The organism is Anaerosolibacter sp., from assembly GCF_029240175.1.
Taxonomy (GTDB): domain Bacteria; phylum Bacillota; class Clostridia; order Peptostreptococcales; family Thermotaleaceae; genus Anaerosolibacter.
The window spans coordinates 318,437-344,307 of the sequence record NZ_JARBTM010000005.1; the positions used below are offsets into that span (position 1 = coordinate 318,437).

Here is a 25,871-nt window from a genome sequence, read left to right on the forward strand (position 1 = left end):
AATAGATGAGTCAGAAGGGAAACAAAAGAGAGGATATCTTAAGGGCTTCTATGAAAATATTTGCTCAAAAGGGCTTTCACAACACAAAAGTTGATGATATTGCTTTGGAGGCAGGCATTGGAAAAGGGACGGTCTATCAGTATTTTGAAAGTAAGATTCATCTCTTTGAGGAAATGGTGTTTTACTATATAGAAATATATAAGCTTCAACTAATAGAGACTGTAAATGCCAATATGAGTTTCAAAGATAAGCTGTTGAAGCTGGCGATTAACAATAGTAAGCATATGGCTGAGCATTTTAATATGGTGCAAAAGCTAGATGTGAGAGCAGACATGATCTCCGACAAAATGAAAAAGACAATGATCAACAAAAAAAGGGAAATGTATGATGTGATAGGAGAAATGTTTGACGAGGCCATAAAAAAGGGTGAGGTTAGAAAAGATTTAGATAAGGAAGTAGTCATCCCTGCTTTCTTTGGTGCCCTTAACGGATACTGCGCCACAAAATACCAAGAAGGTATGATGAAAGAATCCTTTGTAGATCCCACGCCTGTCGTGTTATTTTTAGAAAAAGCTTTATATGAATAAGATAAAAATAGGTGCCTGCTTTTTTGCAGGCACCTATTTTTATCTTGCTTCTCTCGCATTTAATATTTGCTGCCATGTATCAAGATACATAAACTGTTCTTCGCTGCCATCGTAGGAGGGGATATTGCCTAAGCGCCAGATGGAAATGTCTTTGATACCAAATAATTTCGCCAGGTTAATCTTTGCTAGGATACTGCGGCTGTCTTCGTACCATATGATATTTTGAATATTATTTTCTGTATCCAGGTAGGTAAAATATGGACTTTCATATTGTTTGTCATAGTTCATATTGAGGGTCCCATTTTGTGATTCCGTCATTAATCTATTTCGCAATGCACTATAGGTCGGGTTTGCTGTTTCAATACGGATGTTGCCACCGGTTTCTACTTTTCTCCATTGCATGGCATTAAAAGAAAGCTGTAAAATAACTTTGCTTTTATCGGATACACCAGTTTCGTTATCAGTAATTTCCTGTAAGGCAGTGTATACATCAAAGTCCTTGTTGTATTTGTTTTCAATAGGGGCCAAAGGACTGTGAATGCTTGAAAAATTGTCCAAAGGATTGATCGTACTTACGGCCTCAATCTGTCGGGGGTGGTAATCATGGGCCATGAGAATGACTTTATCGGCAATTTCACCAATGGTTTTATAATCGTAACCCTTATAGTACTTCTTTGGCTGTACAGTTACATAAAGCTCTTTATCCACCTTATTCAACGCTATTTTAAGGGCTTGTAGGAATTGGTTGAATGGAGCTGCCAGCGCAGGGTTCTTTATTTCTTCAAAGTCGATAACCACCCCATCAAAGGCAATCGTCAGTTCATCTTTGGTTGTTTCTGAAATCTGCTGAACAATCTCCCCAATGATTTTTGTTTTCACTTCATCGTTTAATAAAATCAGTTCTACCAATCCTTTGCCTTCTGAGTCTTTGATACTTTGAGACGCAAATACCATCAGGTAAGTAGGAATAAGATGATCATTTGCTTTTGTGATCGGCTCAATGAAGCCAGTGGGCACAGCTAATCCACCAGGAGCATCGGTCTTTAAGGAAGCACTGCCATTGTCATCAAAAACGATTTGACTCCATCCAAAGCTTAATGAATCGAAAGAAGGGATAAGACTTAATTGATCGTATGATTTGGTAGCATAAAATCCATGAAGGTTTTCTAATGGTGTTGATATCTTCTGATACATTTCAAAAACCAACTTTTCTTCAGGGGTTTGATTGGATGTATTCATTTGATGAAGCTGTAGCCCTGTTGGATTGTATCCCACGGCACGAATAAACATCAGCTCTGCTTCCTTTTTTGTGATCTCTTGATTAAGGTCATAGTTTGCATCTAAGATGACCCCATGCTGTTTACCAAGATCAAGAATAGTAGAAGAATTAGAAAGATCAAGTGTTGAGCCTGAAGGATCATCATATATCATGGACACAAGGGTCTTAAGGAAAGAAAGCCTTGTCATACTTTTTCTAGCATCTTGTGGAGCACTTTGAATGATAACCGTTCGGCTTGGTTCATCCCAACTTACTTGGGCCCCCAGACTTTCAGCAATAAACCTCGTGGGAACAAGCGTACGATTGTTTACATTGGAAGCTGGCACATCAAGCTGTACAAGCTGATCATCGATATAGGCATCGCGGCTTCCCAGGGTAAGCTTTACTGTGGTTGTCCCTCTCCTGCCGATTACGGTTTCGGTTGCAGGGTCCCAGTCAACGACTGCCCCAAGGCCTTCAAAAATTGCCCGTACGGGTACCATGGTTCGACTATCGATCATAACTGGGGGGACTTCCATATAAAGAGGTGCGCCGTCTAACAAAATGCTTAGGGTCTGTGAATCTTGAGCAGAAACAGGTGTAACATGAATGAATAGTGTCATTAGACACATCAATATAAGTTTTTTCATTTTTCCTCCTAGGTTTTCATTTTTCTCTATTCTTTATAATTCGATAAGGTGAAGGGGAATCCTTTTGGAAGCAAATTACAGTTCTGTTACAAAGAAATAAAAATGAAATTTGTGAAGGGATAGGCATGGCAATTTAATGTATAATAAAGATAAGTAGACTGATAAAGAGGTGAAGACCATGATTATTGGAACGTGTAGTATAGAAATAATGATGCAGGAGACAAACTCCTTGAAGGATAAGCGACAAATTATCAAGAGTTTGATAGGACGGATTCAATCTAGATTCAATGCTTCAGTGGCCGAAGTGGATCTCCAGGATAAATGGCGAAGTGCAGTCATTGGCATTGCCTGTGTCAGTACCACCACAAAGCATGCAAATCAAATGATTGACTCCATTATCAAGTTTATTGAAGGAGACAATCGGGTAGAAATTATTCGTCAGGACATAGAAATCCTATAGCATTTCAAATATAGAGAGGAAGAGCACCATGGGAAAGAAAAAGGATAAAGTACTAGAAATATTAAACATTTTGGATGAAACCTATCCTGATGCCCATTGCGAGTTGAATCATGAAAATCCATTTCAGCTTCTTATTGCCACGATTCTTAGCGCGCAAACAACAGATAAGAAAGTGAATCAGGTTACTCCAGGATTGTTTAGAAGATATAGGACACCCCTAGATTTTCTTACAATGACGCAAGAAGCGTTAGAGCAGGAAATAAAGGAAATTGGCTTATATAGAAGCAAAGCCAAGAATATTTTAAGCACTTGTAAGATGCTGGTCGAACAATATGATTCCCAGGTACCGAGAACTATGGAAGAACTGATAAAATTACCCGGTGTGGGGAGAAAGACGGCGAATGTTGTGCTCAGTAATGCCTTTGGCGTACCTGCAATTGCAGTAGATACCCATGTGTTTAGGGTTTCTAATAGGATTGGATTGGCTAATGCTGAAAATGTGGAAGAAACAGAGCAGCAGCTGATGAAGTGTATTCCTAAAGAGCAGTGGAGCAAAGCCCATCATACCTTGATCTTCCATGGCAGGAGAACCTGTGATGCGAGAAAACCTAAATGTGAGGTTTGTCCTCTGGTGAATCATTGTTATTTCCACATGAAGCGTGGTAAGAAAAGTTAGCGTAGGGTTTGATAATGTCGTATTTTGAAAAACTGAAAGAGGAAAATGTAAAATCATGAAGAATAATTATGAAGAAGAAGAAAATGAAAGGGTTGTGAAGGATGTCTGAAACAACGACGGCAAAAATAAATCCCCATGAGGTTATATTTTCTTTAGATATAGGAACGAGAAGTGTAGTAGGAATTATAAGTAAGAAAGAGGCAGAAAAGCACATCATTCTGGATGCGGAAATTATGGAACATCCCAGCCGAGCCATGTATGATGGTCAAATACACGATATCGATAAAGTGGCTGTCGTGGCTAAAAAGGTGAAAGAAGCCCTAGAAAATAGGCTAGGCTTCGGGTTAAAGCAAGTTTCTATTGCAGCAGCCGGAAGAGCGTTAAAGACATACCGTGTAACGGTAAGCAGAGAAATTGACATTTCAAAGGAGATCGATAAAGGATTAATTGACAGCTTAGAGATGGAAGGTATTCAGAAGGCCCAAGAACGTTTAGATCAAGAAAATCATAGTCAAGACCATACCTATTACTGCGTGGGTTATACAGTAGTGAACTATTATTTAAATGACAGTGTGATTATGTCTTTAAAAGGACATCGGGGAAATAAAATAGGTGCAGAGGTTTTGGCTACTTTCTTGCCCCATGTAGTTGTTAACGGTCTATATACTGTAATGGATAAAATAGGATTAGAGGTTGCCAACTTAACCTTAGAGCCTATCGCGGCCATTCAAGCAGCAATACCTCAAAAATTAAGACTTTTGAACCTTGCCCTTGTGGATATTGGTGCTGGTACCTCGGATATTGCATTGACCCAAGATGGAACAATTGTAGCCTATGCTATGGCTTCTGTGGCTGGAGATGAAATCACCGAAGCCCTTGCCACAACATACTTATTGGATTTTGATATGGCAGAAAAATTAAAGTTGGAATTGAATAAGAAGGACAATCATTCTTTTACGGATATAGTAGGAATTCCTTACACCCTGACTACCCAGGAAATCATCGAGAAAATAAGTGGTGTAATCGAAAGCTTAGGGGCTGAAATTGCCAATAAAATCATAGAATACAACGGAAAAGCGCCCAGTGCCGTATTTTGTATAGGCGGTGGCAGCCAGATACCACAATTCACAAATTATTTGGCAGAAAAGCTAGGGTTGCCAAAGGAGCGGGTTGTAGTAAGAGGTACAGAGATCATTGAAAATATCATTTTTCAATGCGAAAGGCTTGAAGGACCCGAATTTATTACACCGATTGGTATAGGCATTATTGCAGAGAAAGATCGAGACCAGGATTTTCTTCAAGTAACGGTGGATGGGCGAAATATCAAGCTGTTTAATTCAAAACAGCTCCTTATTTCTGATGCCCTTATATTGGTTGGATATAATGCAAGGAAGCTGATCTCCCGCAGCGGGAAAAAACTAGTGTTTACTTTGAACGGGAAAGAAAAACAAATTCAAGGTGTTCCAGGCGAATCAGCTCGAATTTATCTGAATGGAAGGATTAGCAGTTTGGATGCGCCAATTCATCATAAGGACGAAATAATGATTGATCCAGCTATTGATGGAAAGGATGGAACAGCTACCCTAAGGGAGATCATTGACATCTTGAAAAGTGTAACGTTTAATCAGTTGGAGGTAAAACTGTATAGCAGCCTTACAGTAAACGGAAAAGAGCAAGATATCCATTATGATGTCCAAGAAGGGGATATTATCAACTACAGCGAGATCGAGAAAATACAGGATTTACTCTATCGATTTGAAATGAATCCTACCCATTATCATGTTTTTGTTAATGACGTGGAGCGGGCATTGGATTATGTGCTAAGGAACGGAGATAGAATCTATACCCGTGAAAAAGGGAAGAAGATGGATCAAACCTCTGCAATTTCGAGAGAAACCCCCTTGGAAATCGGAGATCCTTCAGTGGGTTCCATCCTTGTATATGTAAACGGTAAATCCATTGAGATCTACAAAGAAAGCGGACAATTTATCTTCGTAGATGTGTTTAATTATATCGATTTTGATCGAACAAAGTCAAAAGGCTCTCTGGTTCTTAAGCTAAACGGACAGCGGGCAAACTATACTGATACCATCCGCCAAGGGGATCAGATAGAAGTATTTTGGAATGAACAATAAGTAAACCTTAGATTTGCTGCAAAAAAAACTAGAGAATTCTCTAGTTTTTTGTGTGTGGTTGCGGAGGCAGGACTCGAACCTACAGCCTCCGGGTTATGAGCCCGACGAGCTACCATTGCTCTACTCCGCGTCGATTGGATAGCGTTATATAACAATTTTATGTAAAAAAATAAAAATTATACCTATTATACAGAGATAAATTTGCCGATGTAAGTTAATGGACAAAAAAAGGAGGGAGTGTGAAACTCCCTCCAAGTAAAGGGGAAATTGCTTGTGGACCCATGTCCACTACATATTATGAGGCTATGAAAAAAAGGTGAAGGTATTATGGACATAGAATAAATATTAAATTTTGATTAATAGATGTTCAGGGCGCAGAATATCATGTATATTAGTTATATGAAGGAAATAAATATAGAGAATAAGGAGTAATCGTTAAGATATGAATTACAGATGAATGGAGGAGAAGGATTGGAAACAAAGGTTAAACATAAAACAAAAAAATCCCATATTGTAACTGGACTCATTATCGTATTGTTTAGCTTTCTCATATCAACCACAGGTATTTCATTTTTCTTGCTATATAGAGATACTATTTACAATGGGGTAACCATAGAAAATGTAGATGTAGGAAGTTTATCGGTATTAGAGGCACAGAAAAAAATACAGGAACATTTTGAAAAATCTATTGACCAGCAAACGCTGTCTTTGGTCTATGGAGATAAGAGATGGGATATCAATGGCAGGGATATCGGATACTCCTACGATTATACAAAAGTAGCCAATGATGCCTACCAAGTTGGTCGTGATGGCAGCTATTTTGAAAGATTGCAAAAAATTGTTTCATTGTATAAAGTGCCATATAACTTAGAACTTGTACCTATTCTTGATCAGAGTAAGCTAGAAGGAATTATTCTTGATATCCGAAAGAATATTGATCAGCCATCTCAAGATGCAACCATTAAAAAGGTAGATGGACGATTTCATATAACCCAGGAAAAAGTAGGCTTAAAGGTTGACATAGAGCGATTAAAGGAATTGATTTCTAAAGAACTTAAGAATAATTATCGTCAAGGGGCTGTCTTGGTAGATATACCTGTGGAGTCAGCTTCACCGAGAATAACATCAGAAAGTTTAAGTTATATTCAAGACCTGTTGGGCGAATATACAACCCAATTTACGGCAGGGAACATGAATAGGACACAGAATATTAATCTAGCATCTAAGACGATTAACGGAACGGTATTAATGCCAGGGGAAATCTTTTCTTTCAATGAAAAAGTAGGACCGAGAACAGCAAGCAGAGGTTATCAGAATGCTCCTGTAATCTTTAAAGGAGAGCTTGTCGATGGTTTGGGCGGGGGAATTTGTCAAGTTTCCAGTACCATATACAATGCAATCTTGTTAAGCAATTTAAATATTGTAGAAAGAATCAATCACAGCATTCCATCCACCTATGTACCAAAGGGAAGGGACGCAACCGTTTCCTATGGGGTTCTTGATTTTAAGTTTCAAAACATACTGGCCCAACCCATCTATATAGAAAGCTTTATTCGGGGCAATCTTCTAACAGTAAAGGTGTATGGACAAAAAATAGACAATAAGGTTGTAAGGATAGAATCAAGAGAAGACCAAGTGGTAAAGAGAACCGTAGAGGTAAAATTTGACCCCAATATGTATCAGGGCGAAGAAAAAATTGATCAAGAGGGTAGAGATGGATACCGGATTACTACCTTTAAGGTTGTCTTGGAAAATGGGGTTGAAATTGAAAGAAAGCAGATCACAAAAGATTATTATAAACCTCAAAACCAAATTATTATAAAAGGAACGAAAAAACGTCCTTCTGCACCGACACAGAAAGCTCAGGACGAGTCAACGCCAAAGAGTGAAGGTGAATCAGAAGTTGAGGTTATTCGGCCGTAATACTATAGAATATCTATAAGAAAAAGCACTAAAGAGGTGACAAAAATGGTGAATGTACTATATGATAAAGCAATTACCTGCCCAGTTTGTAAAAATATTTTTCATACCAAGAAGGTACGGACCTCTGCCACAAGGATTGAGAAAAGGGATACGGATTTTTGCACCCATTATATTGGCGAAAATCCGATCCTCTACAATGTGTTTGTATGTCCTATGTGTGGATATGCTGCGCTGGAAAGTGGGTTTGAAGAAATTAATGCTGCAGGTAAAAAAATGATTCAAGAAAGTATATCAAGACGCTGGACCCAGCGGAGTTTCGGTGAGGAAAGAACGATACTGGAGGCTATTGAAACCTATAAGCTAGCGCTTCTTTGCAGTCAAATTTTAGGTCATAAAAAAGGTACTCTGGCCAATATCTGTTTACGGATTGCATGGCTATATCGATATCTAAGCCATGAAAAGGAGTTTGAATTTTTAACCCATGCGGTAAACTGCTTTGAACAAGCTTTTGCCAATGAACCGATGCCTATTGGAAATCTAGATGATGTATCTCTCACGTATTTAATTGGAGAACTCCATAGAATGATTGGAAATTATGAAGAGGCAGTAGAATGGTTTGGAAAAGCAGTCAGTAATCCAGCAATCAAAACGAAGAAGAAAATTGACACCATGGCAAGGGAGCAGTGGAGATTAGCGAAGGATGCTTATAGAAGTAAAAACAGTCGTGAACAGGTAGGATAAAGCATGACGAAGGTATACACATTCACGAAGGAAAAGTTGCTGCGAAATCGTAGCAGCTTTTTATTTTTTAAAAGGGGGAATGTCTATGGACCCGATCTTAACCACGGTAGGTCTTATGGAAATGATCACGAGTAAGCTGCAAAGTCAGAAAAGAAAACCTTTGGTGTTTGTCCCAGGGCTTTATGGCTCCATGGGGAATACAATCATTCCAGGGACAGGGGACTGGAGCTTTGGAATGTCTGCTTCTGTATATGAGCCATTTGTAGAAAAATTGGAGCAGCTTGGATATACAAGAAATGAGGATCTGTTTATAGCCTTCTATGACTGGAGGCAGGATTGTATTTGTTGTGCCGATGAATATTTGATGAAAACCATTGCTTTGGCTAAGGCAAAAACCAGAAGTCGAAAAGTAGATATTATCTGTCACAGCATGGGTGGGCTGGTTTCAAGGACCTATGTACAGGGGAACAATTATCGAGGGGATGTTGATAATCTCATTATCGTTGGTACGCCCAATGCGGGGGCGGTCAATGCCTATTATTTTTATGCTGGTGGCAAACTGCCCTATAATCGTGGCATAAAATCGAATATTTTTAGGACATTGTTAGAAGGATATCTTTGGATTATTGAGAAGCATTATGGAGAGAAAAATGACATGGTCACAATACATGATCTATTAAAGGGCGCTCAAGATTTGTTGCCGAGTATGCAGTATGGGAACTATCTATATTATATAGATAAGAATCAACAAATGAATTTTGTACCTTATGAAGAAATGCATTATAAAAATAATTTTCTGGATTATATTAATCATATTTATCGAAAGACCATGCCTAGGCATGTAAAGGTCACATTGATTGCTGGTAAGGGAGTAGAAACGAATCATCTGCTGCAGATTGATCCTCAAAGGAGATCAGATGGGAAGAGATGGATTGATGGAAGAGTGATTGATGTGTCCAAGACCCTAGAAGGGGATGGAACTGTTATGGTGAAAAGTGTGATGGCCATCGAAGGAGATCGATTTGTAATCAATGGTAAGCATGAGGAACTTTTAGAAAAGAGTTTGTTCATCATCCGAAAAAAACTTGGCATTGACGGTGCATATATGATGCGAAATAGCCATGAGCCCATAGAAAATCATATAAGCATACTTATTGACGGTTTGGGAGACATACAGTTGAAGGGTTACAGAGAAGAGGGAGAAGAGATCCTCTATGACAAAGGTATAAACAATATGGGAAACCTTGACGTACAAAAATATGGAGATCGACTTACTTGGATGCTACTTACAAACTGTAGATATCAAGAGGTGATATTGAACTTCTTGCCTCAAAAGGATAGTACCCTTGATATTAAAGTGACGGACAGTGAAGGAAAAGTAAAAAAAGCCTTAGGAAGAGAGGTCCTAAGGAAACATCGGTATCGCATTCAGATCCATTGATGGTTTCGTTGACGGAAGATGGCATGGGTGATATGATTATAAAAGGATGAAAATGCCTGTCAATAGACAGGCTTTATTATATCTTTAGGAGTGATATTTTGAGTGGAAAAATAACCCTTGTAACGGGTGGTGCCCGTAGTGGAAAAAGCAATTTCGCAGAGGAGTTGGCGAAAACTTCAGATATGCCGGTAGCCTATTTGGCTACAGCGATTCCTTTTGATGATGGTATGCGGGATCGTATTAAGAAACATAGAGAAAGCAGACCCCAGGAATGGAAAACCTATGAAGGTTTTAAAGACCTCCAATACGTGGTGAAAGAGATATCTGACAATCATGGCACAATATTATTGGATTGTGTGACAATCATGGTGACGAATTTGATGTTTGAAGATTTATCCATTGATTGGGATACAATAAACCATGAACAGATTGATCGGATTGAAGCAAGCATAAAAGATCAGGTTTTTGATTTGCTGAAGAGTATGCGTGAGCATAACATATGGGGAATCATGGTGACCAACGAAGTGGGGATGGGAATCGTGCCAGAAAACAGGTTATCTAGGATATTTGGTGATATTGCAGGCAGGATTAATCAGATGATTGCCGTAGAAGCAGATGATGTGTATTTTACAGTGTCAGGAATTCCCATGAAAATAAAGTAGGAGGCGGCAAAATGGCAGAAAAGAGATTAGCTGAAGGCTTGGTGCATGTATATACTGGTGATGGAAAGGGTAAGACTACAGCGGCATTAGGACAAGCTTTAAGAACCGTAGGGTGTGGATATAAGGTATTTATGGTGCAGTTCCTCAAAGGGGGAGATTCTGGTGAACTACATAGTGTGAAAAACCTAGAGCCGGACTTTCAGATTTTTAGATTTGACACGGCGAAAAAGTTTTTTTGGACACTAACTGATGAGGAGAAGCAGGTTGTAAAAAGCAATATAGACAAGGCATTTGCTTTTGTGGAGGAAGTTCTCCAACAGGAAAGCTGTGATTTGTTGATAATGGATGAGATTATGGGTGTACTCTCCAATAAGATTCTCACAGTACAACAGGTCTGCGACTTGATCAAAAATAAACCTAAACATATGGAATTGATTTTAACAGGCAGAAACGTGCCGCAAGAAATTGCCGAGCTGGCTGACTATGTGTCAGAAATAAAAATGATAAAACATCCCTTCCAAAAGGGAATTGGTGCAAGGGAAGGAATTGAACACTGATGAAGAGATTGATTTTGATGATCCAGTTTTTGACCCGTGTACCGATTCCAGTCAATCTCAAGGTGGATGAGGATGATTTTTTACACGGTATCATATATTTTCCCGTGGTAGGGTTGTTGATAGGTATGTTTATCGTATCCTTTCACTATATCGGCTATCAGCTGGGTGGGAGCTTATTAGCGTCTGTCATGGCAGTGGTTATAGAAGTGTTTATCACAGGGGGGCTCCACTTAGACGGACTGGGTGACACCTTTGATGGGGTGTATAGTAATCGTCCTAAAGATCGAATCTTGGAAATCATGAAGGATAGCCGACTTGGGACCAATGCAGCCTTAGCCATTATGATGACCTTGATTTTAAAGATTGCAATGATTTACAGCATCGGAGAGGATATGGTTTACGGCATACTTCTACTCATGCCTGTGTTTTCAAAACTGTGCCTGGTTTATGGTTCGAAATTCTCTGTCTATGCCCGAAGCAACGGCATGGGGAATCTATATATTGGAAAAGTAAGCAATATTCATCTAGGGATTGCCTTATTTTTTACAGGGGTTATTTCTTTGATCAATCTGTGGTCGCTTCCATTCATTCTTGTAGGCTATCTTTTTAGTATTTTATACATAAAGCATATTACTGGGAAAATTGATGGTATGACAGGAGATACCTTGGGGGCACTATGTGAGCTCTCTGAACTGTTCTATCTTCTGTACTTTTTAGTTTTAGCAGTTTTGATGAAGGGATAGATATTTATGATGGAGTTATATTTGGTTAGACATGGAGAAACCCTATCCAATTGTCAAGGGGTTTACTGTGGATGGTTGGATGTGGAGCTGACAGATATGGGAATATATCAAGCAGAGGAAAGCGCTAAAAGACTGAGAGAAGTACCCTTAGATCTCATTTTGACCAGCGGATTGAATAGAACCCGAAAAACTGCAGAAATTATCAATAAGTATCATCACGTAGAAATTCACTGTGAAGATCGTTTTCGGGAAATGAACTTTGGGCGATGGGAAGGACTATCTTATGAAGAAATTAGGAATCAGTTTCCAAATGAACTGAAATCATGGGAAAAAGAATGGTTAGACTATCCTGTTCCTGAAGGAGAGAGCCTTCGTCAAATGTATGGTCGGGTCAAAGAGGCAATAGACCAGCTGTGTATTGATTATCCTCAAGGAAAAATACTGCTCGTTTCCCATGGAGGCTGCATCCGTGGTATTTTATCCCACTTGATCGGAAGCGGTATAGAAGACTATTGGAAATATAAGATTGAGAATTGTGGCATTACAAAAATAGAGATTGTAGAGGGCTATCCCGTACTAACGATGTTGAATAGATAACAGAGAGGGCAGAAAACGCTATTATTTATAGGTACAAGCCAAAATATTTCCCTCCCAGACTATTGAATTATTGATGAATATTTGATACGATTGAATAAATAAATATGAAAATCGAATAGGTGTTGATACTTAATAGGGAAGCTCGGTGAAAGTCCGACACAGCCCCCGCTACTGTATGTGAGGATGAAATCGACAGTATGTCACTTGTATGCCACAGGGAAGACGTCGAAAGTAAAGAGATTCACAAGTCAGGAGACCTGCCTGTTTGAATTCATTGTATTGCCTTCGGAGGGAAGGAAACAGGAATATACATACGTGTGTTCATGCTCTGACCAAAGATGGTCAGGGCATTTTTATTTGCGCCGACACCTCCAGATTAGGAATTTATAAGAAAAGGAATGATCAAGATGAGGCTACCTAGATTTGTGTTGGCAGGTACGCAAAGTGGTGTGGGCAAGACCACCATATCCACTGGTGTCATGTCTGCCCTTAGGAAGAGAGGTTTTCAAGTACAGCCGTTTAAGGTAGGGCCTGACTACATAGATCCGGCTTTCCATACCTTCGTAACAGGAAATAAGTCAAGAAACTTGGACAGCTGGATGCTGGAAGAAGAAATTGTTAAGGGCTTGTTTGTGAAGAATGCAAGTGGAAAAGACATCGCGGTGATCGAAGGCGTAATGGGACTATACGATGGCAGCGGCAGTAGAAAAGATGTGGGGAGTACCGCCCATGTATCCAAGATCATCAAAGCTCCTGTGATCCTAATCATCAATGGCAGCGGCATGGCAGCCAGTGCTGCAGCACAAGTGCTAGGTTACAAGATGTATGACCCAGATGTGGAGATTGCTGGTGTAATCATCAATAATGTATCTGGTGAAAAGCATTATCACATATTGAAGGAAGCCATTGAAAGAGATATCAGAATCAAGTGCGTGGGTTATATGGTGAAAAATACGGCCATTAAGCTTGAGAGCAGGCACCTAGGGTTAATTCCCAGCGTAGAGGTAGAAGGTTTGCAGCATAAAATTGAAGAAATCGGAAGTATGATTGAGAAGACTGTAGATATAGATGCTTTGTTAGAAATCAGCGAGCAAGCTGTACCGATCGATGGCAGATTGAAGGAAAATAAAGGGTTGGAGAATCGTATTAATATAGGTGTTGCTCAGGATAAGGCTTTTAATTTTTATTATGAAGACAATCTAGATTTATTGAGAAGTTTAGGTGCAAATTTGATATTCTTTAGTCCCTTAGAGGATAAGAAACTGCCTGAAGAAATCCATGGACTATATTTCGGGGGCGGGTTTCCAGAAGTATTCGCCCAAGAACTAGAGGATAACAGGGAACTTCGGCAGCAAATCAAAGATAGCATTGAGGCAGGTTTGCCTGCCTATGCCGAATGCGGAGGACTTATGTACTTAACCAATGCCATTATCAGCTTGGAAGGACAAAGGCATGAAATGGTAGGTGTGTTTAATACAGAAACCAAAATGACAGGGAGATTACAGCGTTTTGGTTATGTGGATGTTACCATTGACCAACCCACAGTGATTTCTCAGACAATTGAAAAAGCAAAAGCCCATGAATTTCATCGATCCGTTCTCACCAAGGACCTAAAAAATGATCAGGTCTATGGGCTTGAGAAAACCAGAAATGGTGAAATTGTTGACCGATGGCGATGTGGGTTAAAGCGGCACAATGCGCTGGGAGCGTATGCCCATATACACTTTTATTGTAATCCAAGATTGGCGGAGAATTTTATAGAAAACTGCAGCGTTTATAAGGATGGGGGAAGGTATAAATGATGAAAACGAAGAAATTGATGCTCCAAGGTACAGGTTCTTCTGTGGGAAAGAGCTTATTGACCGCAGGATTCTGTAGAATATTTCATCAAGATGGGTATAAGGTAGCACCCTTTAAGTCTCAAAATATGGCATTGAATTCATATATTACGGCAGAAGGGCTAGAAATGGGAAGAGCCCAAGTGGTACAAGCGGAGGCTAGCAAGATAGAGCCAACGGTGGCCATGAATCCTGTACTTCTAAAGCCTACTACAGATAAAAAGTGCCAAGTGATTCTAAATGGTAAGGTATATAAAAATATGTCTGCAGTGGAATATCATGAATTTAAATCTGAATTAGCTGCCCTGGTAAAGGATAGCTTTCAGAAATTGGCCGATGCCCACGATGTGGTTGTTATTGAGGGTGCTGGTAGTCCCGCAGAGATTAACTTGAGAGAGAATGACATTGTAAATATGGGGATGGCTGAGATGGCAGATTCTCCGGTAATTCTCATTGGGGATATTGATCGGGGCGGTGTGTTTGCTTCTTTAGCAGGAACCATGCTGTTATTGACTGAGGAAGAAAAGAAACGGGTAAAAGGAGTTATTATCAATAAATTTAGAGGAGATGTAGAAATCCTCAAACCAGGTATCAAGATGCTTGAAGACATTATCAAAATTCCTGTTTTGGGTGTGATTCCCTACTATCATGTTCAAATTGAAGATGAAGATAGTTTGGCAGAACGTTTTAGATATCAAAAATATCAGGGCGGGCAGGTTGAGGTGGCTGTCTTATATCTTCCCCACGTTTCAAACTTTACGGATTTTAACGTATTTGAAACCCAGGAAGATGTGAACCTACGTTATGTTATGCGGGGAGAGTCTATTGGTAATCCAGACCTCTTGATTATTCCTGGTTCAAAGAATACCATTGAGGATCTGGTTTATCTCAGGGAGAGCGGCTTAGAGGAGCAAATTCTGAGATTACATAGACAAGGAAAGCTGATCGTAGGCATTTGTGGAGGGTATCAGATGCTGGGCAAAACCATAAAAGATCCCCATGGCACAGAGAGCTCCATTGAGGAAATCAACGGGTTAGGACTACTGGATGTAGATACCATATTTGAGCTGGAGAAAACAACGACCCAGGTGGAAGCCGTGGTAACAGCCAAATTGAGCGGCTTGCTAGAAGGTACCCAGGGTGCTGGTCTTAGGGGATATGAGATTCATATGGGGAAAACAGTGCTAGGCTCCGAATGCCAAGGATTAAACCAGATACGCCATATGCTGGGTAAGGACGTATCCATTGATGATGGGGCATCCAATATGGAAGGTAATGTCATTGGTACTTATATCCATGGTATCTTTGATAATATTCCATTTACCAGGGTGATATTGAATAATATTCGCCGCCAGAAAGGATTGGAACAGGTAGAAAGCAGTATTGAGAGTTTTGAAGCATTCAAGGAAAAAGAATATGACAAATTGGCCGAAGTTATACGCACCAATGTGGATATGGAAAAGGTATATCAAATATTGAATGGGGAAGAGATATGCTCAGAATAGTCATTGGATATGGGATGGATTTACTTTTCGGCGATCCCTATTGGCTTCCGCATCCCATCCGATTCATCGGAAATGCTATTAAGTATGTAGAAAATATACTGCGTAAGTTTTTCAAAGGGGACAAACAGGAACGGACTGGAGGAATGATCCTTACTGTGGTGATTGTTGCTCTGACCTATGGGATAACCTACTTACTTCTGCATATGGCAGGAATGATACATCCCTATTTAAAGATTGGATTGGAAACTTTTCTAATTTTTCAAATACTGGCCACAAAAAGCCTTGATCGAGAAAGCAGAAAGGTTTATACACAGCTGAAGGAAGGAAACATACTTGAAGCCAGGAAATATCTTTCTTACATCGTGGGGAGAGATACAAAGGATCTAGACGCGAATGAGATTACCAGAGGAACGATTGAAACAGTAGCTGAAAATATATCTGATGGCATTATTGCACCACTGGTTTACATTTATATAGGCGGTGCACCCTTAGGGATGGCATATAAAGCCATCAATACCCTGGATTCCATGGTGGGGTATAAAAATGAAAAATACTTAAACTTTGGAAGGGCCAGCGCTAGGTTGGACGACTTTGTGAATTACATCCCAGCAAGGCTCACCGCATTTTTTATTGTTGCTGCCGCTGCTTTTCTGGGCTACAATTGGAAAGATGGGGTCAAAATCACGAAAAGGGATTGCAGAAATCACAAAAGTCCCAATAGTGGATATCCTGAATCTGCAGTGGCTGGTGTATTGGGTATTCAGATTGGCGGCACCAATACATATTTTGGGGAGAAGGTCCATAAGCCTACAATTGGAGATCCGACCCGTCCCTTGGAAAAAGACGATATTAAAAGAACAATTGGAATTATGTACGCTGCTTCCGCGGCTGGTATGTTTTGTTTAATGATGATAAAATATTTAGTGGCTGTGGTGTAAGGGGTGAGTTGTGATGAAAATAGCGAAGCATGGCGGCAATATATATGAAGTGGCACAAAAACTAGGAATTCAACCAACAGAGATACTAGATTTTAGTGCAAATATTAATCCCTTGGGTGTGCCAGCCAGTTTTAGGAAGGCCCTCATTGAGAATATTTCCATGATTGAGAACTATCCCGATCCAAACTATGAACAATTGATAGACGGGATGAGCAAATATCATCAAATTAGTCCTAGCTGTATTACTGTGGGAAATGGTGCAACGGAGATTATTTTTTCAATCATATCAGCATTAAAGCCAAAGAATGCTTTAATCCTTGCGCCAACCTTTGCAGAGTATGAAAGAGCTCTGATGAAGGCAAATTGTGAAGTGCACAGTTATCGGCTGAAAGAAGAACTGGATTTTACTGTGGATGAGGGGTTTTTAAAGGCATTAGATGATAGCATTGATATGGTCATCCTTTGCAATCCCAACAATCCTACAGGGCAGATGATCGATTCGGAAATGATGGAGCTGATTTTAGATAAGTGTAGAGAGCTTCGGATTAATTTGATAATCGACGAAGCTTTTAATGAGTTTTTAGATTGCCCAGAGGAAAGAAGCATGATCTCTCACATTGAGAGTTATAAAAATCTCTATATTATTCGATCGCTGACAAAGTTTTTTGCTCTTCCTGGTTTACGGATCGGGTATGGAATTTCCGGAAATCAGGATGTCTTACAAAAGATTGCCAGTGGGAAAGAACCATGGACAATTAATAGCTTCGCAGCATTGGCAGGAGAGATCGTGGTGGAGGATCATGAATATATCGATAACAGCAAGAATTGGATCAATAGGGAAAGAGAGTTCCTATTTAAGGGTCTTCAAAATATTTCCCAGATCAAGGTCTATAAACCGGAAGCAAATTATATTTTTCTAAGAGTAGTGGATGATTCCCATATATCATTACAAGATAAGCTTTTAGAAAAGCGTATTTTGATTCGAAGCTGTGGGAACTATGAAAATTTGGACGGCACTTATTATAGAGTTGCCATTAAAGATAGAGATGCCAATGAAAAGTTATTACAAGCATTAAGAGAGGTATTTTATGAGAATTAAAGCCAGATGCCCTGCTTCCTGTGGAGAGCTGCTTCAAGGCATGATTGGAACCAATGAAAAACTGATCTCCTATCCCGTAGATATATTTTCCCAGGTGGTCATTGAAGAAAGGAAAAACCCGAAGCGAGACATGGGACGAAAAAAAGCGATAGAAGCCATGTATAAGACCCTTGCTTATTTTGGTGAATCCCAGGAGACAGGGGATTCGCTCTCCATAGAAATTCAGTCTGATATTCCCATTGCCAAGGGGATGGCAAGCAGTACTGCAGATATTGCTGCCACTGCCGCTGCCACAGCAGCTTTACTTGGTAAAAGATTAGAGGGAGATACTCTGGCAAAAATTTGTGTGAGTATTGAACCAACAGATAGTACCATTTATGAAGGATTAACCCTATTCGATCATCTGAGAGGCATAAGATTAGAAAGCTTTGACTGGAATCCAGAGGTGGATGTACTCATATTGGAATCAGACCATGTCTTAGATACCCAGGTGTTTAGAAAATCTGATTATTCCAAGGAAAGAATGGAGGTACAGCCTCGAGTGGAGGAAGCTTTTCGTACATTTAAGGAAGGTGCATTGAAAAAAGACCTATCCTTACTGGGGATGGCTGCCACCATAAGCGCTTTGGCAAACCAGAGAATTCTGCCAAAGAATCAATTGGAAGAAATCATCGAAACAGCGAATCAATATGGATGTCTAGGGGTAAATGTGGCCCACAGCGGTACCGTTGTTGGTATTCTGATGGAAAGAGACAAGACAGATTTACAGCAAATAAAAGAAGCATTGAAAACTAAGAATATTTTTCAACATTATCACAAGGTATATTGTACCCGTATGATTCACGGCGGTGTACGCATTATAGAAGAATAAGGAGGACGAAGAAAAATGAAAAAAGCATTGTTTGTATTAGGTCATGGAAGTCAGGCAGCAGAAGCTGATTCTATTTTTGAGCAAATCGTAGAAATGGTAAAGGGATTGACATCCTTTGAATTAGTGGGAATGGGGTCTTTACAGATATCAAAGCCAAGCTTTGAAGAGGGTATTGCAGCTTTAATTGAAAAGGGAGCAGAGCAAGTAATCATTGTGCCGATGTTCATATTTAAAGGAAACCATGTGAAATTTGATATCCCAGAAAAATTGGTGGAATTAAAAGAACAATTTTCTAACGTGACATTTACCATGGCAAATCATATCGGTGCGGATGAACGTATTGCCATGATTATAGAGGAAAGAGCGAAGGAGGCTGTCGGCGCATAATGAGCGATTATATCAAGGTGCCCCATGAGATTGAGGAAAGAAGTTTTGAAATCATAACGGAAGAATTAGGGGAGAGGACGTTTCCAGAAGAAATTGGCAAGATTATTAAAAGAATTATTCATACCACAGCAGATTTCCAATATGCAGATATTACGGTGATTTCACCGACAGCCATCCAATCGGCAAAGGAAGCTATTGGTAAGGGCGTGAATATTGTAACGGATACTCAGATGGCAAAGTCTGGAATCAACAAAATGCGTTTAAAAAAGTATGGCGGAGATGTACACTGCTTCATATCCGATGAGGATGTGGCATTACGTGCAAAAGAGAAAGGGATTACCCGGGCAATGGTCTCTATGGAAAAGGCAGTAGCAGATGAAAAGAACCAAATCTTTGTTATAGGAAATGCACCAACAGCTCTATTTGAATTAAAGCGGCATATCGAAGAAGGCACAGTGAAGCCTGCCCTTGTGGTGGGTGTACCTGTGGGATTTGTAGGTGCTGCAGAATCCAAAGAAGCCCTAGAAGCATTAGAGGTGCCTTATATATTAACGAGAGGGAGAAAGGGCGGAAGTACCGTAGCCGCTGCCATCGTCAATGCGATACTGTATATGATGGAGTAGGAAAAGAGGGTTATCTATGTTAGAAAGATACATCATAAAAGATGGCAAAAAGATGAGGTATGGCTATACCACAGGGTCCTGTGCTGCTGCGGCTGCCAAGGCCGCTGCCATCATGGCCTTGGAGGGTAAAGAAATCGAAAGGGTATCCATCGATACACCAAAGGGATGGAACTTAGATCTAAAAGTTGAGACATGTTCATTTGGAGATCATCATGGGGCATGTGCCATCAAAAAGGATGGTGGCGATGATCCTGATAATACCCATGGTATTCTCATAGAAGCCAGCTGTGAAATTCTTGATGGATATGGGATCGAGATAAAGGGTGGAAAGGGTGTTGGCATAGTGACCAAGCCAGGTCTTCAGGTTTCTCCAGGTCAGCCGGCCATTAACCCGATTCCCAGAAAAATGATTCTTCAAGAGGTTTCACAAGTACTGCCAGCGGGCAAAGGTGCTGTGATTACCATTTCTGTACCCCAAGGGGAAGAAATTGCGAAGAAAACCTTTAATCCAAGACTTGGAATCGTAGGCGGCATATCGATTCTAGGCACCTCAGGAATCGTGGAGCCTATGTCAGAAGAAGCCTTTAAGGATTCCCTTGCCTTGGAGATAAGCGTTGCAGCCAAGGAAGGAAAAGAACGATTGATTTTGGTTCCTGGCAATTATGGAAGAGATATCGCCATTGATCACTATGGCTTACATAAAGATACCATTATAAAAACCAGCAATTTCGTCGGATTTATGCTGGAAAAATGTGTTGAGCATGGCATCAAGCAGGTATTAATGATTGGACATCTAGGGAAGTTTGTGAAGCTGGCTGGTGGTATATTCCATACACACAGTAAGGTAGCCGATGGCCGGATTGAGATTCTGGCAGCAAACCTAGGGCTATTGGGTGCGAGACAGCCTGTCATAGAAGAGCTTTTTCAGTGTGTAACCACTGAGGCGGCAATGGAAATCATAGAACGAGAAGGGTATCACTCAGTTTATGACTTGTTATGCCAAAAAGCAGAGCAAAAGGCAGAACAACATGTATTTGAGCAATTGGAGATTGGCATTGTGATGTTTTCAATGGATAAAAAAATCCTCGGACTAGGGAACAATGCAAAAAGATTGGTGGAGGAATTTAAGAATGAATAAGGTCTACGTATTGGGAATGGGTCCTGGAAATAAGGAGTATATCCTGCCGATTACGACGCGGATTATTGAAGATTGCGATGTGCTAATTGGCGGTAAGCGAAATTTACAATACTATGAGGACCTGGGAAAAGAAATTCTTTATATTCATTCGGACTTGGCAAGTATTATGGATTTTGTAGTAGAAAATCGAGACCATAAAAAAATTGCTTTTCTTCTATCTGGCGATACTGGATTTTATAGTATGTTGGAGTATATAAAAAAGCATATGGATGCCTCAGATTTAGAAGTGATACCTGGCATCAGCTCTTTTCAATATTTGATGGCTAAAATTGGGGAACCTTGGCAAAATGCATATGTGGGTAGCCTTCATGGAAGAACCTGCAACTTTATTGAGATCATACAGCACTATGAAAAGGCGGTATTTTTGACAGATCATAAGTATTCGCCCCAGCAGATTGCCAAGGAGCTACTGGCTCATAAGATAGGAAACAAGAGAATGGTGGTTGGTGAAAACCTATCCTATGACAATGAAAGAATTACGATATATAAACCTGAAGAAATCGTGGATATTCCAAAATTTGATATGGCAGTGGTGGTGATTATGAATGACGAATAAATGGGTATATAGAACACCGGGTATTCCTGATGATGCATTTGTTAGGGGAAAGGTGCCCATGACAAAGGAAGAAGTAAGGGCAGTAACCATTTCAAAACTACGGCTGAGGGATAACCATATTGTTGTGGATGTAGGAGCCGGCACAGGATCCATTGCCATTGAAGCTGCCCATATCTGTACCAATGGGAAGGTCATTGCCATCGAAAGAAATGAAGAAGGTATTCAATTGATTCAAGAAAACTGTAATCAGTTTCAGGTTGAGATGGAGGTTATCCATGGGAATGCAGCAGAAAAGCTGAAGAGTATTCCCAGCTTCGACCGTGTAATCATCGGCGGAAGCGGCGGAGAATTAGGAGAGGTTATGGCTCTCTGTTATGAAAGGCTGACACTGGGAGGGCGAGTCGTTGTCAATAGTATCACTGTAGAAACCTTGTATGAGTCTATCAAATTCTTAGAAAGTACTGGCTTTGTAGAGATCGACGTTGTATCAGTGAGCGTTGCAAGAGGGAGAAAGGCTGGAAGATATACCCTCATGGAGGCTTTAAACCCGATCTATATTGTCTCTGCTGAAAAAAGGCACGAAAAGCAAATGGAGGAATTAAAATGAATGGAAAATTTTATGGCCTTGGGGTAGGGCCTGGAGATCCAGAATTAATTACCCTTAAGGCTGTACATATATTAAATGCTGCCGATATTATCATTGCTCCCGAAACTGTCAAGGGGAAGGGCAGCGTTGCTTATGACATCATCAAAGGGCATGTACAAGATCAAAGCAAAGTTGTTTTTCAGGTTTTTCCGATGACCTATGATAGTAAGGAACTGGATGACAGCTGGACTCGCAATATGGAGGAAATCCTAACCTTTCTATATGAAGGTAAGAATGTAGCCTTTATTACCTTAGGAGATCCTATGGTATATAGCACCTATATATATGTGATGCGGCCTATTCGAGACAAAGGAATTGCTGTTGAGACTGTTCCCGGCATCACCTCCTTCTGTGCAGCGGCAAGCAGGTTAGGAATTCCTCTTTCTGAAGGCAATGAAACCATTGCCATAGTCCCTGCTGCATACCAGTGTGAGCAGATTGATGATATCCTTCATCTTGCTGACAATGTAATATTGATGAAGCCTTCCAGAGGGTTTGATAACACCGTTAAAAAGCTGGAAGAACATGATCTTTTAGAGAATACGGTTTTGATTACGAAATGTGGCCACGAAGATGAAAAAATATCCTATGATGTGAAAACCTTAGTAGGAGAGAAGATTGATTATCTATCTATGCTGATTGCAAAAAAAGGGAGGCAAAAATAATGGTATATTTTATAGGTGCAGGACCTGGAGATCCAGAATTAATTACCGTTAAAGGACAGAGAATTGTAAAAGAAGCAGACATCATTATTTATGCAGGCTCCTTAGTGAATAAGGCAATCATTGATTGTAGAAGAGAGGACGCAGAGGTTCATAATAGTGCGTCCATGACCTTAGAAGAAGTGATTGAAGTGATGGAAAGAGGCATAGACCAAGGGAAGCTTGTAGCCAGGGTTCATACGGGAGATCCAAGTATTTATGGTGCCATTCGGGAGCAAATGGATATATTGGATGAAAAGGGAATCTCCTATGAGGTGATTCCAGGGGTAAGTTCTTTTGTTGGCTCTGCTGCTGCCATTAAAAAAGAGTTTACGCTGCCAGGGATAACCCAGACGGTTATTCTTACGAGAATGGAAGGCCGAACCGATGTGCCTGAAAAGGAAAATCTTGAAAAGTTGGCACAACACAGGGCGTCCATGTGCATTTTCCTATCGGTGCATATGATCGATGATGTGGTAAAGAATTTAGCTGTACACTACCCTATGACTACGCCTATCGCAGTGGTGCAGAAAGCTACGTGGGAGGATCAGAAAATTGTCTTGGGTACCTTAGCAGATATTGGTGACAAGGTTAGGGAAGCAGGAATCAACAAAACTGCTCAGATTATGGTGGGGGATTTCCTAGGAAATACCTATGAAAAATCAAAGTTGTATGATAAGGATTTCAGTCATGAATTTAGGAGTGCGAAGAATGAGTAAAGCAATCATTACACTGACTCGGGGCGGATTCGACTTGGGGAAGCGATTGCAGCAGATGTTGAAGGACAGTACCTTGTATGTGAATGAAAAATTCGAAGCAGAGGATGCTGGGATTCAAAAAATAGAAAAGAATATAACAGCTTTTGTAGGAGAAATCTTTCATCAATATGATTGTTTAATTTTCATCATGGCAGCAGGAATTGTTGTAAGGGCTATTGCTCCTTATATTCAGGATAAAAAAACGGATCCGGCAGTAATTGTTTTGGATGAAAAGGGAAAAAATGTAATTAGCCTTCTGTCAGGCCATCTTGGCGGAGCCAATGAATATACCCTTGAGATTGCAGAATTGCTGAGAAGTAACCCTGTGATTACCACAGCATCGGATATTAATGAATCCATCGCTGTAGATACCCTAGCCATGGCATTGAATTGTGCCATAGAAGACTATAACGATGCTACGAAAATAACAGCCCATATTGTAAATGGTGAGCGGGTAGGTATCCAAACGGATATCCCAATACTGCTTCCTTTCCCAGAAAATCTAGCCATAGCAGATGAAAAAAAAGTAGAGAATGAAAAATACAAAGGTATGATATATATAACAGAGAGACAAGTTAAGAAGGATCCTAATAAGGACCAGGTGATTCTAAGACCTAAAAGAATTGTCCTGGGTATTGGATGTAGAAAGGGAAAAACCGAAGAAGATATTCTGAATGCCATTCATACTGCTTTAGAAGGTTTAAACATTCATCCTTTATCCATAAAGCACATTGCTACAGTGGATGTGAAGAAGAATGAACCAGGATTGGTTGGTGCAGTGAAAACATTGGGTGTTCCTTTAGTCGTAGTAAATAGGGAAAGGATCGCAGCTGTAGAAAATGAATTTAATCGTTCGGAATTTGTGGAAAAAACCATTGGTGTAGGCTCCGTATGTGAGCCGGTGGCCATGTTGAGTTGTAATAGCGGTATTTGGCTTCAAAGAAAAACTGCTTATGATGGCATCACGATTGCAGTAATGAGAGAAGGTGGCGTTGAATATGGAAATTATTGTGGTAGGAATTAACTATAAGCAATCACCTGTGGAAATACGAGAAAAGGTGGCGTTCACAAAAAGTGATCTGGAAAAGGCTTATGGGGAATTTAAAGAAAATCATTTCATAAAAGAGGCGGTAATTCTTTCAACTTGTAATCGTAGTGAAATCACAGCAGTAGCCGAGGATGTGGAGAAGGGTGTCCACGAGTTGGTAAAGTTTTACCATCAATTTTTCGGCTTACCAGAAGGAACCTTAACGGAGCATCTTTTTATCAAAGCTTCTGACGATGCAGTAAAGCATATTTTTCATTTGGCAGCTGGATTGGACTCTTTGATTCTTGGGGAAGATCAGATATTAGGCCAAGTAAGAGAAGCCCATGGTAATGCCAAGGCTTTAGGATGTACAGATACCATTTTGAATAAGCTTTATCGTGAGGCGATTACAACAGCAAAGAAAATTAAAAGAACCACGGCTATTTCTCAAAATTCTCTTTCTATAAGCTCCATTGCAGTAAAGTTTGTGGAGCAAATTTTTGGAGATTTGACGAATAAGCGGGTCATGGTGATTGGTGTAGGAAAAATGAGCAGAATCGCCATTGAGAATCTGATTTATAAAGGTGTCAAAGAAATCTATGTTACGAACCGCACCAAGGGTCATGCTGTAGATTTATCAAAACGCTACAGCGAGGTGGGTGTCATCGATTTTCAAGATCGATATAAGATGATCTCTCAAACAGACATTATTATTACTTCTACCAGTGCACCCCACTATGTATTAAAAAAAGAAATCTTTGAAAAAAATTTTGCTCAGGAAAACAAGCTATGTATTATTGATATTGCAGTACCTCGTGATGTTGATCCTGAGATCGGAAAAATACAAGATGTTTCCCTGTATGAACTGGATGATTTAAAAAGGGTATCTATGGAAAACATGGAGTCAAGGGTGGAAGCAGCCAAACATGCAGCGGAGATTATTATCGAAGAATGTATTAAGTTTGAAAATTGGTATCATTGTTTACCAGTTTTTCCGGTATTGGAGGCCCTAGCCCAATATAGAGAAGAAATTCTTGAAGAAGAAGTGAGGAGTTTGATGCCTCGTTTGGAACAGGCTTCTGAGAAAGATAAAGAACTGATTGAGATCGTCATGCGCAGCTTGACGAAAAAAATCATTAGAAAACCTATACTTAACCTCAAACGGGCCGGTGAAGATCGTCAAGGTGAATTATATGCATCTGTGGCTGGTCAATTGTTTGGCATAAATCAGTATAGCTGTAAACCAGGACCCTGTAGGGAATGCACAAAAATTTGCAGTAAAAACAGTTAGGGG

At 40.1% G+C, this 25,871-nt stretch carries 26 protein-coding genes, 1 tRNA gene and 1 riboswitch; of the genes, 25 read left to right on the forward strand and 2 right to left on the reverse strand.

Annotated features, from left to right (window positions below; genetic code table 11):
- Nucleotides 1–5: 5 nt before the first annotated feature.
- Nucleotides 6–587 (forward strand): TetR/AcrR family transcriptional regulator, encoded by a 582-nt coding sequence (locus K0R93_RS05690; protein WP_300298807.1) that lies wholly within the window; start codon nucleotides 6–8, stop codon nucleotides 585–587.
- Nucleotides 588–626: 39 nt separating this feature from the next.
- Here the strand turns inward: K0R93_RS05690 and K0R93_RS05695 are convergent, their stop codons facing one another.
- The gene (locus K0R93_RS05695) at nucleotides 627–2,495 is read right to left on the reverse strand and encodes a stalk domain-containing protein (RefSeq protein WP_300298809.1); all 1,869 of its coding nucleotides are present in this window, start codon (nucleotides 2,493–2,495) and stop codon (nucleotides 627–629) included.
- A 178-nt stretch (nucleotides 2,496–2,673) separates the two neighbouring features.
- On the opposite strand from K0R93_RS05695, the gene K0R93_RS05700 reads away from it, so the two are divergent.
- From K0R93_RS05700 to K0R93_RS05710, 3 genes are all read left to right on the forward strand, one after another.
- Complete coding sequence (locus K0R93_RS05700) at nucleotides 2,674–2,955, forward strand: DUF503 domain-containing protein (RefSeq protein ID WP_300298812.1); 282 nt, start codon at nucleotides 2,674–2,676, stop codon at nucleotides 2,953–2,955.
- A gap of 28 nt (nucleotides 2,956–2,983) precedes the next feature.
- Nucleotides 2,984–3,631 carry an endonuclease III gene (gene nth / locus K0R93_RS05705; protein ID WP_300298815.1) on the forward strand — a complete coding sequence of 216 codons (648 nt, stop codon included), beginning with the start codon at nucleotides 2,984–2,986 and terminating at the stop codon, nucleotides 3,629–3,631.
- A gap of 101 nt (nucleotides 3,632–3,732) precedes the next feature.
- A complete protein-coding gene (locus K0R93_RS05710) occupies nucleotides 3,733–5,766 on the forward strand; it encodes a cell division protein FtsA (protein WP_300298818.1) in 2,034 nt (677 codons plus the stop codon).
- Nucleotides 5,767–5,821: 55 nt separating this feature from the next.
- On the opposite strand, the gene K0R93_RS05715 is transcribed toward K0R93_RS05710, so the two are convergent.
- A tRNA-Met gene (locus K0R93_RS05715) sits at nucleotides 5,822–5,896 on the reverse strand.
- A 341-nt stretch (nucleotides 5,897–6,237) separates the two neighbouring features.
- Here K0R93_RS05715 and K0R93_RS05720 point away from each other — a divergent pair.
- The 21 genes from K0R93_RS05720 (at nucleotide 6,238) to hemA (ending at nucleotide 25,868) form a co-directional block, all read left to right on the forward strand.
- Complete coding sequence (locus K0R93_RS05720; protein ID WP_300298821.1) at nucleotides 6,238–7,689, forward strand: VanW family protein; 1,452 nt, start codon at nucleotides 6,238–6,240, stop codon at nucleotides 7,687–7,689.
- 45 nt (nucleotides 7,690–7,734) lie between these two features.
- On the forward strand, nucleotides 7,735–8,430 hold the full coding sequence (locus tag K0R93_RS05725; protein WP_300298824.1) for a DUF2225 domain-containing protein: 696 nt from the start codon (nucleotides 7,735–7,737) through the stop codon (nucleotides 8,428–8,430).
- A gap of 85 nt (nucleotides 8,431–8,515) precedes the next feature.
- Nucleotides 8,516–9,871, forward strand: a complete 1,356-nt coding sequence (locus K0R93_RS05730; protein ID WP_300298827.1) for a lipase family alpha/beta hydrolase — start codon at nucleotides 8,516–8,518, stop codon at nucleotides 9,869–9,871.
- A gap of 98 nt (nucleotides 9,872–9,969) precedes the next feature.
- Nucleotides 9,970–10,533, forward strand: a complete 564-nt coding sequence (cobU, locus tag K0R93_RS05735) for a bifunctional adenosylcobinamide kinase/adenosylcobinamide-phosphate guanylyltransferase (RefSeq protein WP_300298830.1) — start codon at nucleotides 9,970–9,972, stop codon at nucleotides 10,531–10,533.
- A gap of 11 nt (nucleotides 10,534–10,544) precedes the next feature.
- Nucleotides 10,545–11,090 (forward strand): cob(I)yrinic acid a,c-diamide adenosyltransferase, encoded by a 546-nt coding sequence (locus tag K0R93_RS05740; RefSeq protein WP_300298833.1) that lies wholly within the window; start codon nucleotides 10,545–10,547, stop codon nucleotides 11,088–11,090.
- Nucleotides 11,090–11,833 (forward strand): adenosylcobinamide-GDP ribazoletransferase, encoded by a 744-nt coding sequence (cobS, locus tag K0R93_RS05745; protein WP_300298835.1) that lies wholly within the window; start codon nucleotides 11,090–11,092, stop codon nucleotides 11,831–11,833. The genes K0R93_RS05740 and cobS overlap by 1 nt, the downstream gene beginning before the upstream one ends.
- Nucleotides 11,834–11,839: 6 nt before the next feature.
- Nucleotides 11,840–12,430 (forward strand): alpha-ribazole phosphatase, encoded by a 591-nt coding sequence (cobC, locus tag K0R93_RS05750; RefSeq protein ID WP_300298838.1) that lies wholly within the window; start codon nucleotides 11,840–11,842, stop codon nucleotides 12,428–12,430.
- A 100-nt stretch (nucleotides 12,431–12,530) separates the two neighbouring features.
- A riboswitch (cobalamin riboswitch) is annotated at nucleotides 12,531–12,709 on the forward strand.
- 128 nt (nucleotides 12,710–12,837) lie between these two features.
- Entirely contained in the window at nucleotides 12,838–14,232 is a 1,395-nt protein-coding gene (locus K0R93_RS05755; RefSeq protein ID WP_300298841.1) for a cobyrinate a,c-diamide synthase, read from the forward strand.
- Nucleotides 14,229–15,773 (forward strand): cobyric acid synthase, encoded by a 1,545-nt coding sequence (locus K0R93_RS05760; RefSeq protein ID WP_300298844.1) that lies wholly within the window; start codon nucleotides 14,229–14,231, stop codon nucleotides 15,771–15,773. Before K0R93_RS05755 ends, K0R93_RS05760 begins: the two co-directional genes overlap by 4 nt.
- Nucleotides 15,761–16,711, forward strand: a complete 951-nt coding sequence (cbiB, locus tag K0R93_RS05765) for an adenosylcobinamide-phosphate synthase CbiB (RefSeq protein WP_300298847.1) — start codon at nucleotides 15,761–15,763, stop codon at nucleotides 16,709–16,711. Before K0R93_RS05760 ends, cbiB begins: the two co-directional genes overlap by 13 nt.
- 13 nt (nucleotides 16,712–16,724) lie before the next feature.
- On the forward strand, nucleotides 16,725–17,810 hold the full coding sequence (gene cobD, locus K0R93_RS05770; RefSeq protein ID WP_300298850.1) for a threonine-phosphate decarboxylase CobD: 1,086 nt from the start codon (nucleotides 16,725–16,727) through the stop codon (nucleotides 17,808–17,810).
- The gene (locus K0R93_RS05775) at nucleotides 17,800–18,681 is read left to right on the forward strand and encodes a GHMP family kinase ATP-binding protein (protein WP_300298855.1); all 882 of its coding nucleotides are present in this window, start codon (nucleotides 17,800–17,802) and stop codon (nucleotides 18,679–18,681) included. Before cobD ends, K0R93_RS05775 begins: the two co-directional genes overlap by 11 nt.
- Before the next feature lie 15 nt (nucleotides 18,682–18,696).
- A complete protein-coding gene (locus K0R93_RS05780; RefSeq protein ID WP_300298858.1) occupies nucleotides 18,697–19,068 on the forward strand; it encodes a sirohydrochlorin chelatase in 372 nt (123 codons plus the stop codon).
- Nucleotides 19,068–19,691, forward strand: a complete 624-nt coding sequence (locus K0R93_RS05785) for a precorrin-8X methylmutase (protein WP_300298861.1) — start codon at nucleotides 19,068–19,070, stop codon at nucleotides 19,689–19,691. The genes K0R93_RS05780 and K0R93_RS05785 overlap by 1 nt, the downstream gene beginning before the upstream one ends.
- Before the next feature lie 16 nt (nucleotides 19,692–19,707).
- Nucleotides 19,708–20,829 carry a cobalt-precorrin-5B (C(1))-methyltransferase CbiD gene (cbiD, locus tag K0R93_RS05790; protein WP_300298864.1) on the forward strand — a complete coding sequence of 374 codons (1,122 nt, stop codon included), beginning with the start codon at nucleotides 19,708–19,710 and terminating at the stop codon, nucleotides 20,827–20,829.
- Nucleotides 20,822–21,445 carry a precorrin-6y C5,15-methyltransferase (decarboxylating) subunit CbiE gene (gene cbiE, locus K0R93_RS05795; RefSeq protein WP_300298867.1) on the forward strand — a complete coding sequence of 208 codons (624 nt, stop codon included), beginning with the start codon at nucleotides 20,822–20,824 and terminating at the stop codon, nucleotides 21,443–21,445. The genes cbiD and cbiE overlap by 8 nt, the downstream gene beginning before the upstream one ends.
- Nucleotides 21,435–22,052, forward strand: coding sequence for a precorrin-6Y C5,15-methyltransferase (decarboxylating) subunit CbiT (gene cbiT / locus K0R93_RS05800; RefSeq protein WP_300298870.1), 618 nt, complete (start codon nucleotides 21,435–21,437; stop codon nucleotides 22,050–22,052). Before cbiE ends, cbiT begins: the two co-directional genes overlap by 11 nt.
- A complete protein-coding gene (gene cobI, locus K0R93_RS05805) occupies nucleotides 22,049–22,756 on the forward strand; it encodes a precorrin-2 C(20)-methyltransferase (RefSeq protein ID WP_300298873.1) in 708 nt (235 codons plus the stop codon). The genes cbiT and cobI overlap by 4 nt, the downstream gene beginning before the upstream one ends.
- Nucleotides 22,756–23,511: a precorrin-4 C(11)-methyltransferase gene (gene cobM, locus K0R93_RS05810; protein ID WP_300298875.1), complete on the forward strand. Its 756-nt coding sequence runs from the start codon at nucleotides 22,756–22,758 to the stop codon at nucleotides 23,509–23,511. Before cobI ends, cobM begins: the two co-directional genes overlap by 1 nt.
- Entirely contained in the window at nucleotides 23,504–24,574 is a 1,071-nt protein-coding gene (cbiG, locus tag K0R93_RS05815; protein WP_300298878.1) for a cobalt-precorrin 5A hydrolase, read from the forward strand. The genes cobM and cbiG overlap by 8 nt, the downstream gene beginning before the upstream one ends.
- Nucleotides 24,549–25,868, forward strand: coding sequence for a glutamyl-tRNA reductase (gene hemA / locus K0R93_RS05820; RefSeq protein WP_300298881.1), 1,320 nt, complete (start codon nucleotides 24,549–24,551; stop codon nucleotides 25,866–25,868). The genes cbiG and hemA overlap by 26 nt, the downstream gene beginning before the upstream one ends.
- Nucleotides 25,869–25,871 lie beyond the last annotated feature (3 nt).

Bases quoted from the DNA above. Each gene is read 5' to 3' on its own strand.
- cobS (WP_300298835.1), top strand. From the start codon at position 11,090: ATGAAGAGATTGATTTTGATGATCCAGTTTTTGACCCGTGTACCGATT.
- cbiE (WP_300298867.1), top strand. From the start codon at position 20,822: ATGAATAAGGTCTACGTATTGGGAATGGGTCCTGGAAATAAGGAGTAT.
- K0R93_RS05695 (WP_300298809.1), bottom strand. From the start codon at position 2,495: ATGAAAAAACTTATATTGATGTGTCTAATGACACTATTCATTCATGTT.
- cbiG (WP_300298878.1), top strand. From the start codon at position 23,504: ATGAGTAAAGCAATCATTACACTGACTCGGGGCGGATTCGACTTGGGG.
- cbiD (WP_300298864.1), top strand. From the start codon at position 19,708: ATGTTAGAAAGATACATCATAAAAGATGGCAAAAAGATGAGGTATGGC.
- K0R93_RS05690 (WP_300298807.1), top strand. From the start codon at position 6: ATGAGTCAGAAGGGAAACAAAAGAGAGGATATCTTAAGGGCTTCTATG.
- cobC (WP_300298838.1), top strand. From the start codon at position 11,840: ATGATGGAGTTATATTTGGTTAGACATGGAGAAACCCTATCCAATTGT.
- cobI (WP_300298873.1), top strand. From the start codon at position 22,049: ATGAATGGAAAATTTTATGGCCTTGGGGTAGGGCCTGGAGATCCAGAA.
- K0R93_RS05780 (WP_300298858.1), top strand. From the start codon at position 18,697: ATGAAAAAAGCATTGTTTGTATTAGGTCATGGAAGTCAGGCAGCAGAA.
- K0R93_RS05710 (WP_300298818.1), top strand. From the start codon at position 3,733: ATGTCTGAAACAACGACGGCAAAAATAAATCCCCATGAGGTTATATTT.
- K0R93_RS05725 (WP_300298824.1), top strand. From the start codon at position 7,735: ATGGTGAATGTACTATATGATAAAGCAATTACCTGCCCAGTTTGTAAA.
- cbiB (WP_300298847.1), top strand. From the start codon at position 15,761: ATGCTCAGAATAGTCATTGGATATGGGATGGATTTACTTTTCGGCGAT.
- K0R93_RS05730 (WP_300298827.1), top strand. From the start codon at position 8,516: ATGGACCCGATCTTAACCACGGTAGGTCTTATGGAAATGATCACGAGT.
- K0R93_RS05740 (WP_300298833.1), top strand. From the start codon at position 10,545: ATGGCAGAAAAGAGATTAGCTGAAGGCTTGGTGCATGTATATACTGGT.
- K0R93_RS05755 (WP_300298841.1), top strand. From the start codon at position 12,838: ATGAGGCTACCTAGATTTGTGTTGGCAGGTACGCAAAGTGGTGTGGGC.
- nth (WP_300298815.1), top strand. From the start codon at position 2,984: ATGGGAAAGAAAAAGGATAAAGTACTAGAAATATTAAACATTTTGGAT.
- K0R93_RS05785 (WP_300298861.1), top strand. From the start codon at position 19,068: ATGAGCGATTATATCAAGGTGCCCCATGAGATTGAGGAAAGAAGTTTT.
- cobD (WP_300298850.1), top strand. From the start codon at position 16,725: ATGAAAATAGCGAAGCATGGCGGCAATATATATGAAGTGGCACAAAAA.
- K0R93_RS05760 (WP_300298844.1), top strand. From the start codon at position 14,229: ATGATGAAAACGAAGAAATTGATGCTCCAAGGTACAGGTTCTTCTGTG.
- K0R93_RS05700 (WP_300298812.1), top strand. From the start codon at position 2,674: ATGATTATTGGAACGTGTAGTATAGAAATAATGATGCAGGAGACAAAC.
- hemA (WP_300298881.1), top strand. From the start codon at position 24,549: ATGGAAATTATTGTGGTAGGAATTAACTATAAGCAATCACCTGTGGAA.
- cbiT (WP_300298870.1), top strand. From the start codon at position 21,435: ATGACGAATAAATGGGTATATAGAACACCGGGTATTCCTGATGATGCA.
- K0R93_RS05775 (WP_300298855.1), top strand. From the start codon at position 17,800: ATGAGAATTAAAGCCAGATGCCCTGCTTCCTGTGGAGAGCTGCTTCAA.
- cobM (WP_300298875.1), top strand. From the start codon at position 22,756: ATGGTATATTTTATAGGTGCAGGACCTGGAGATCCAGAATTAATTACC.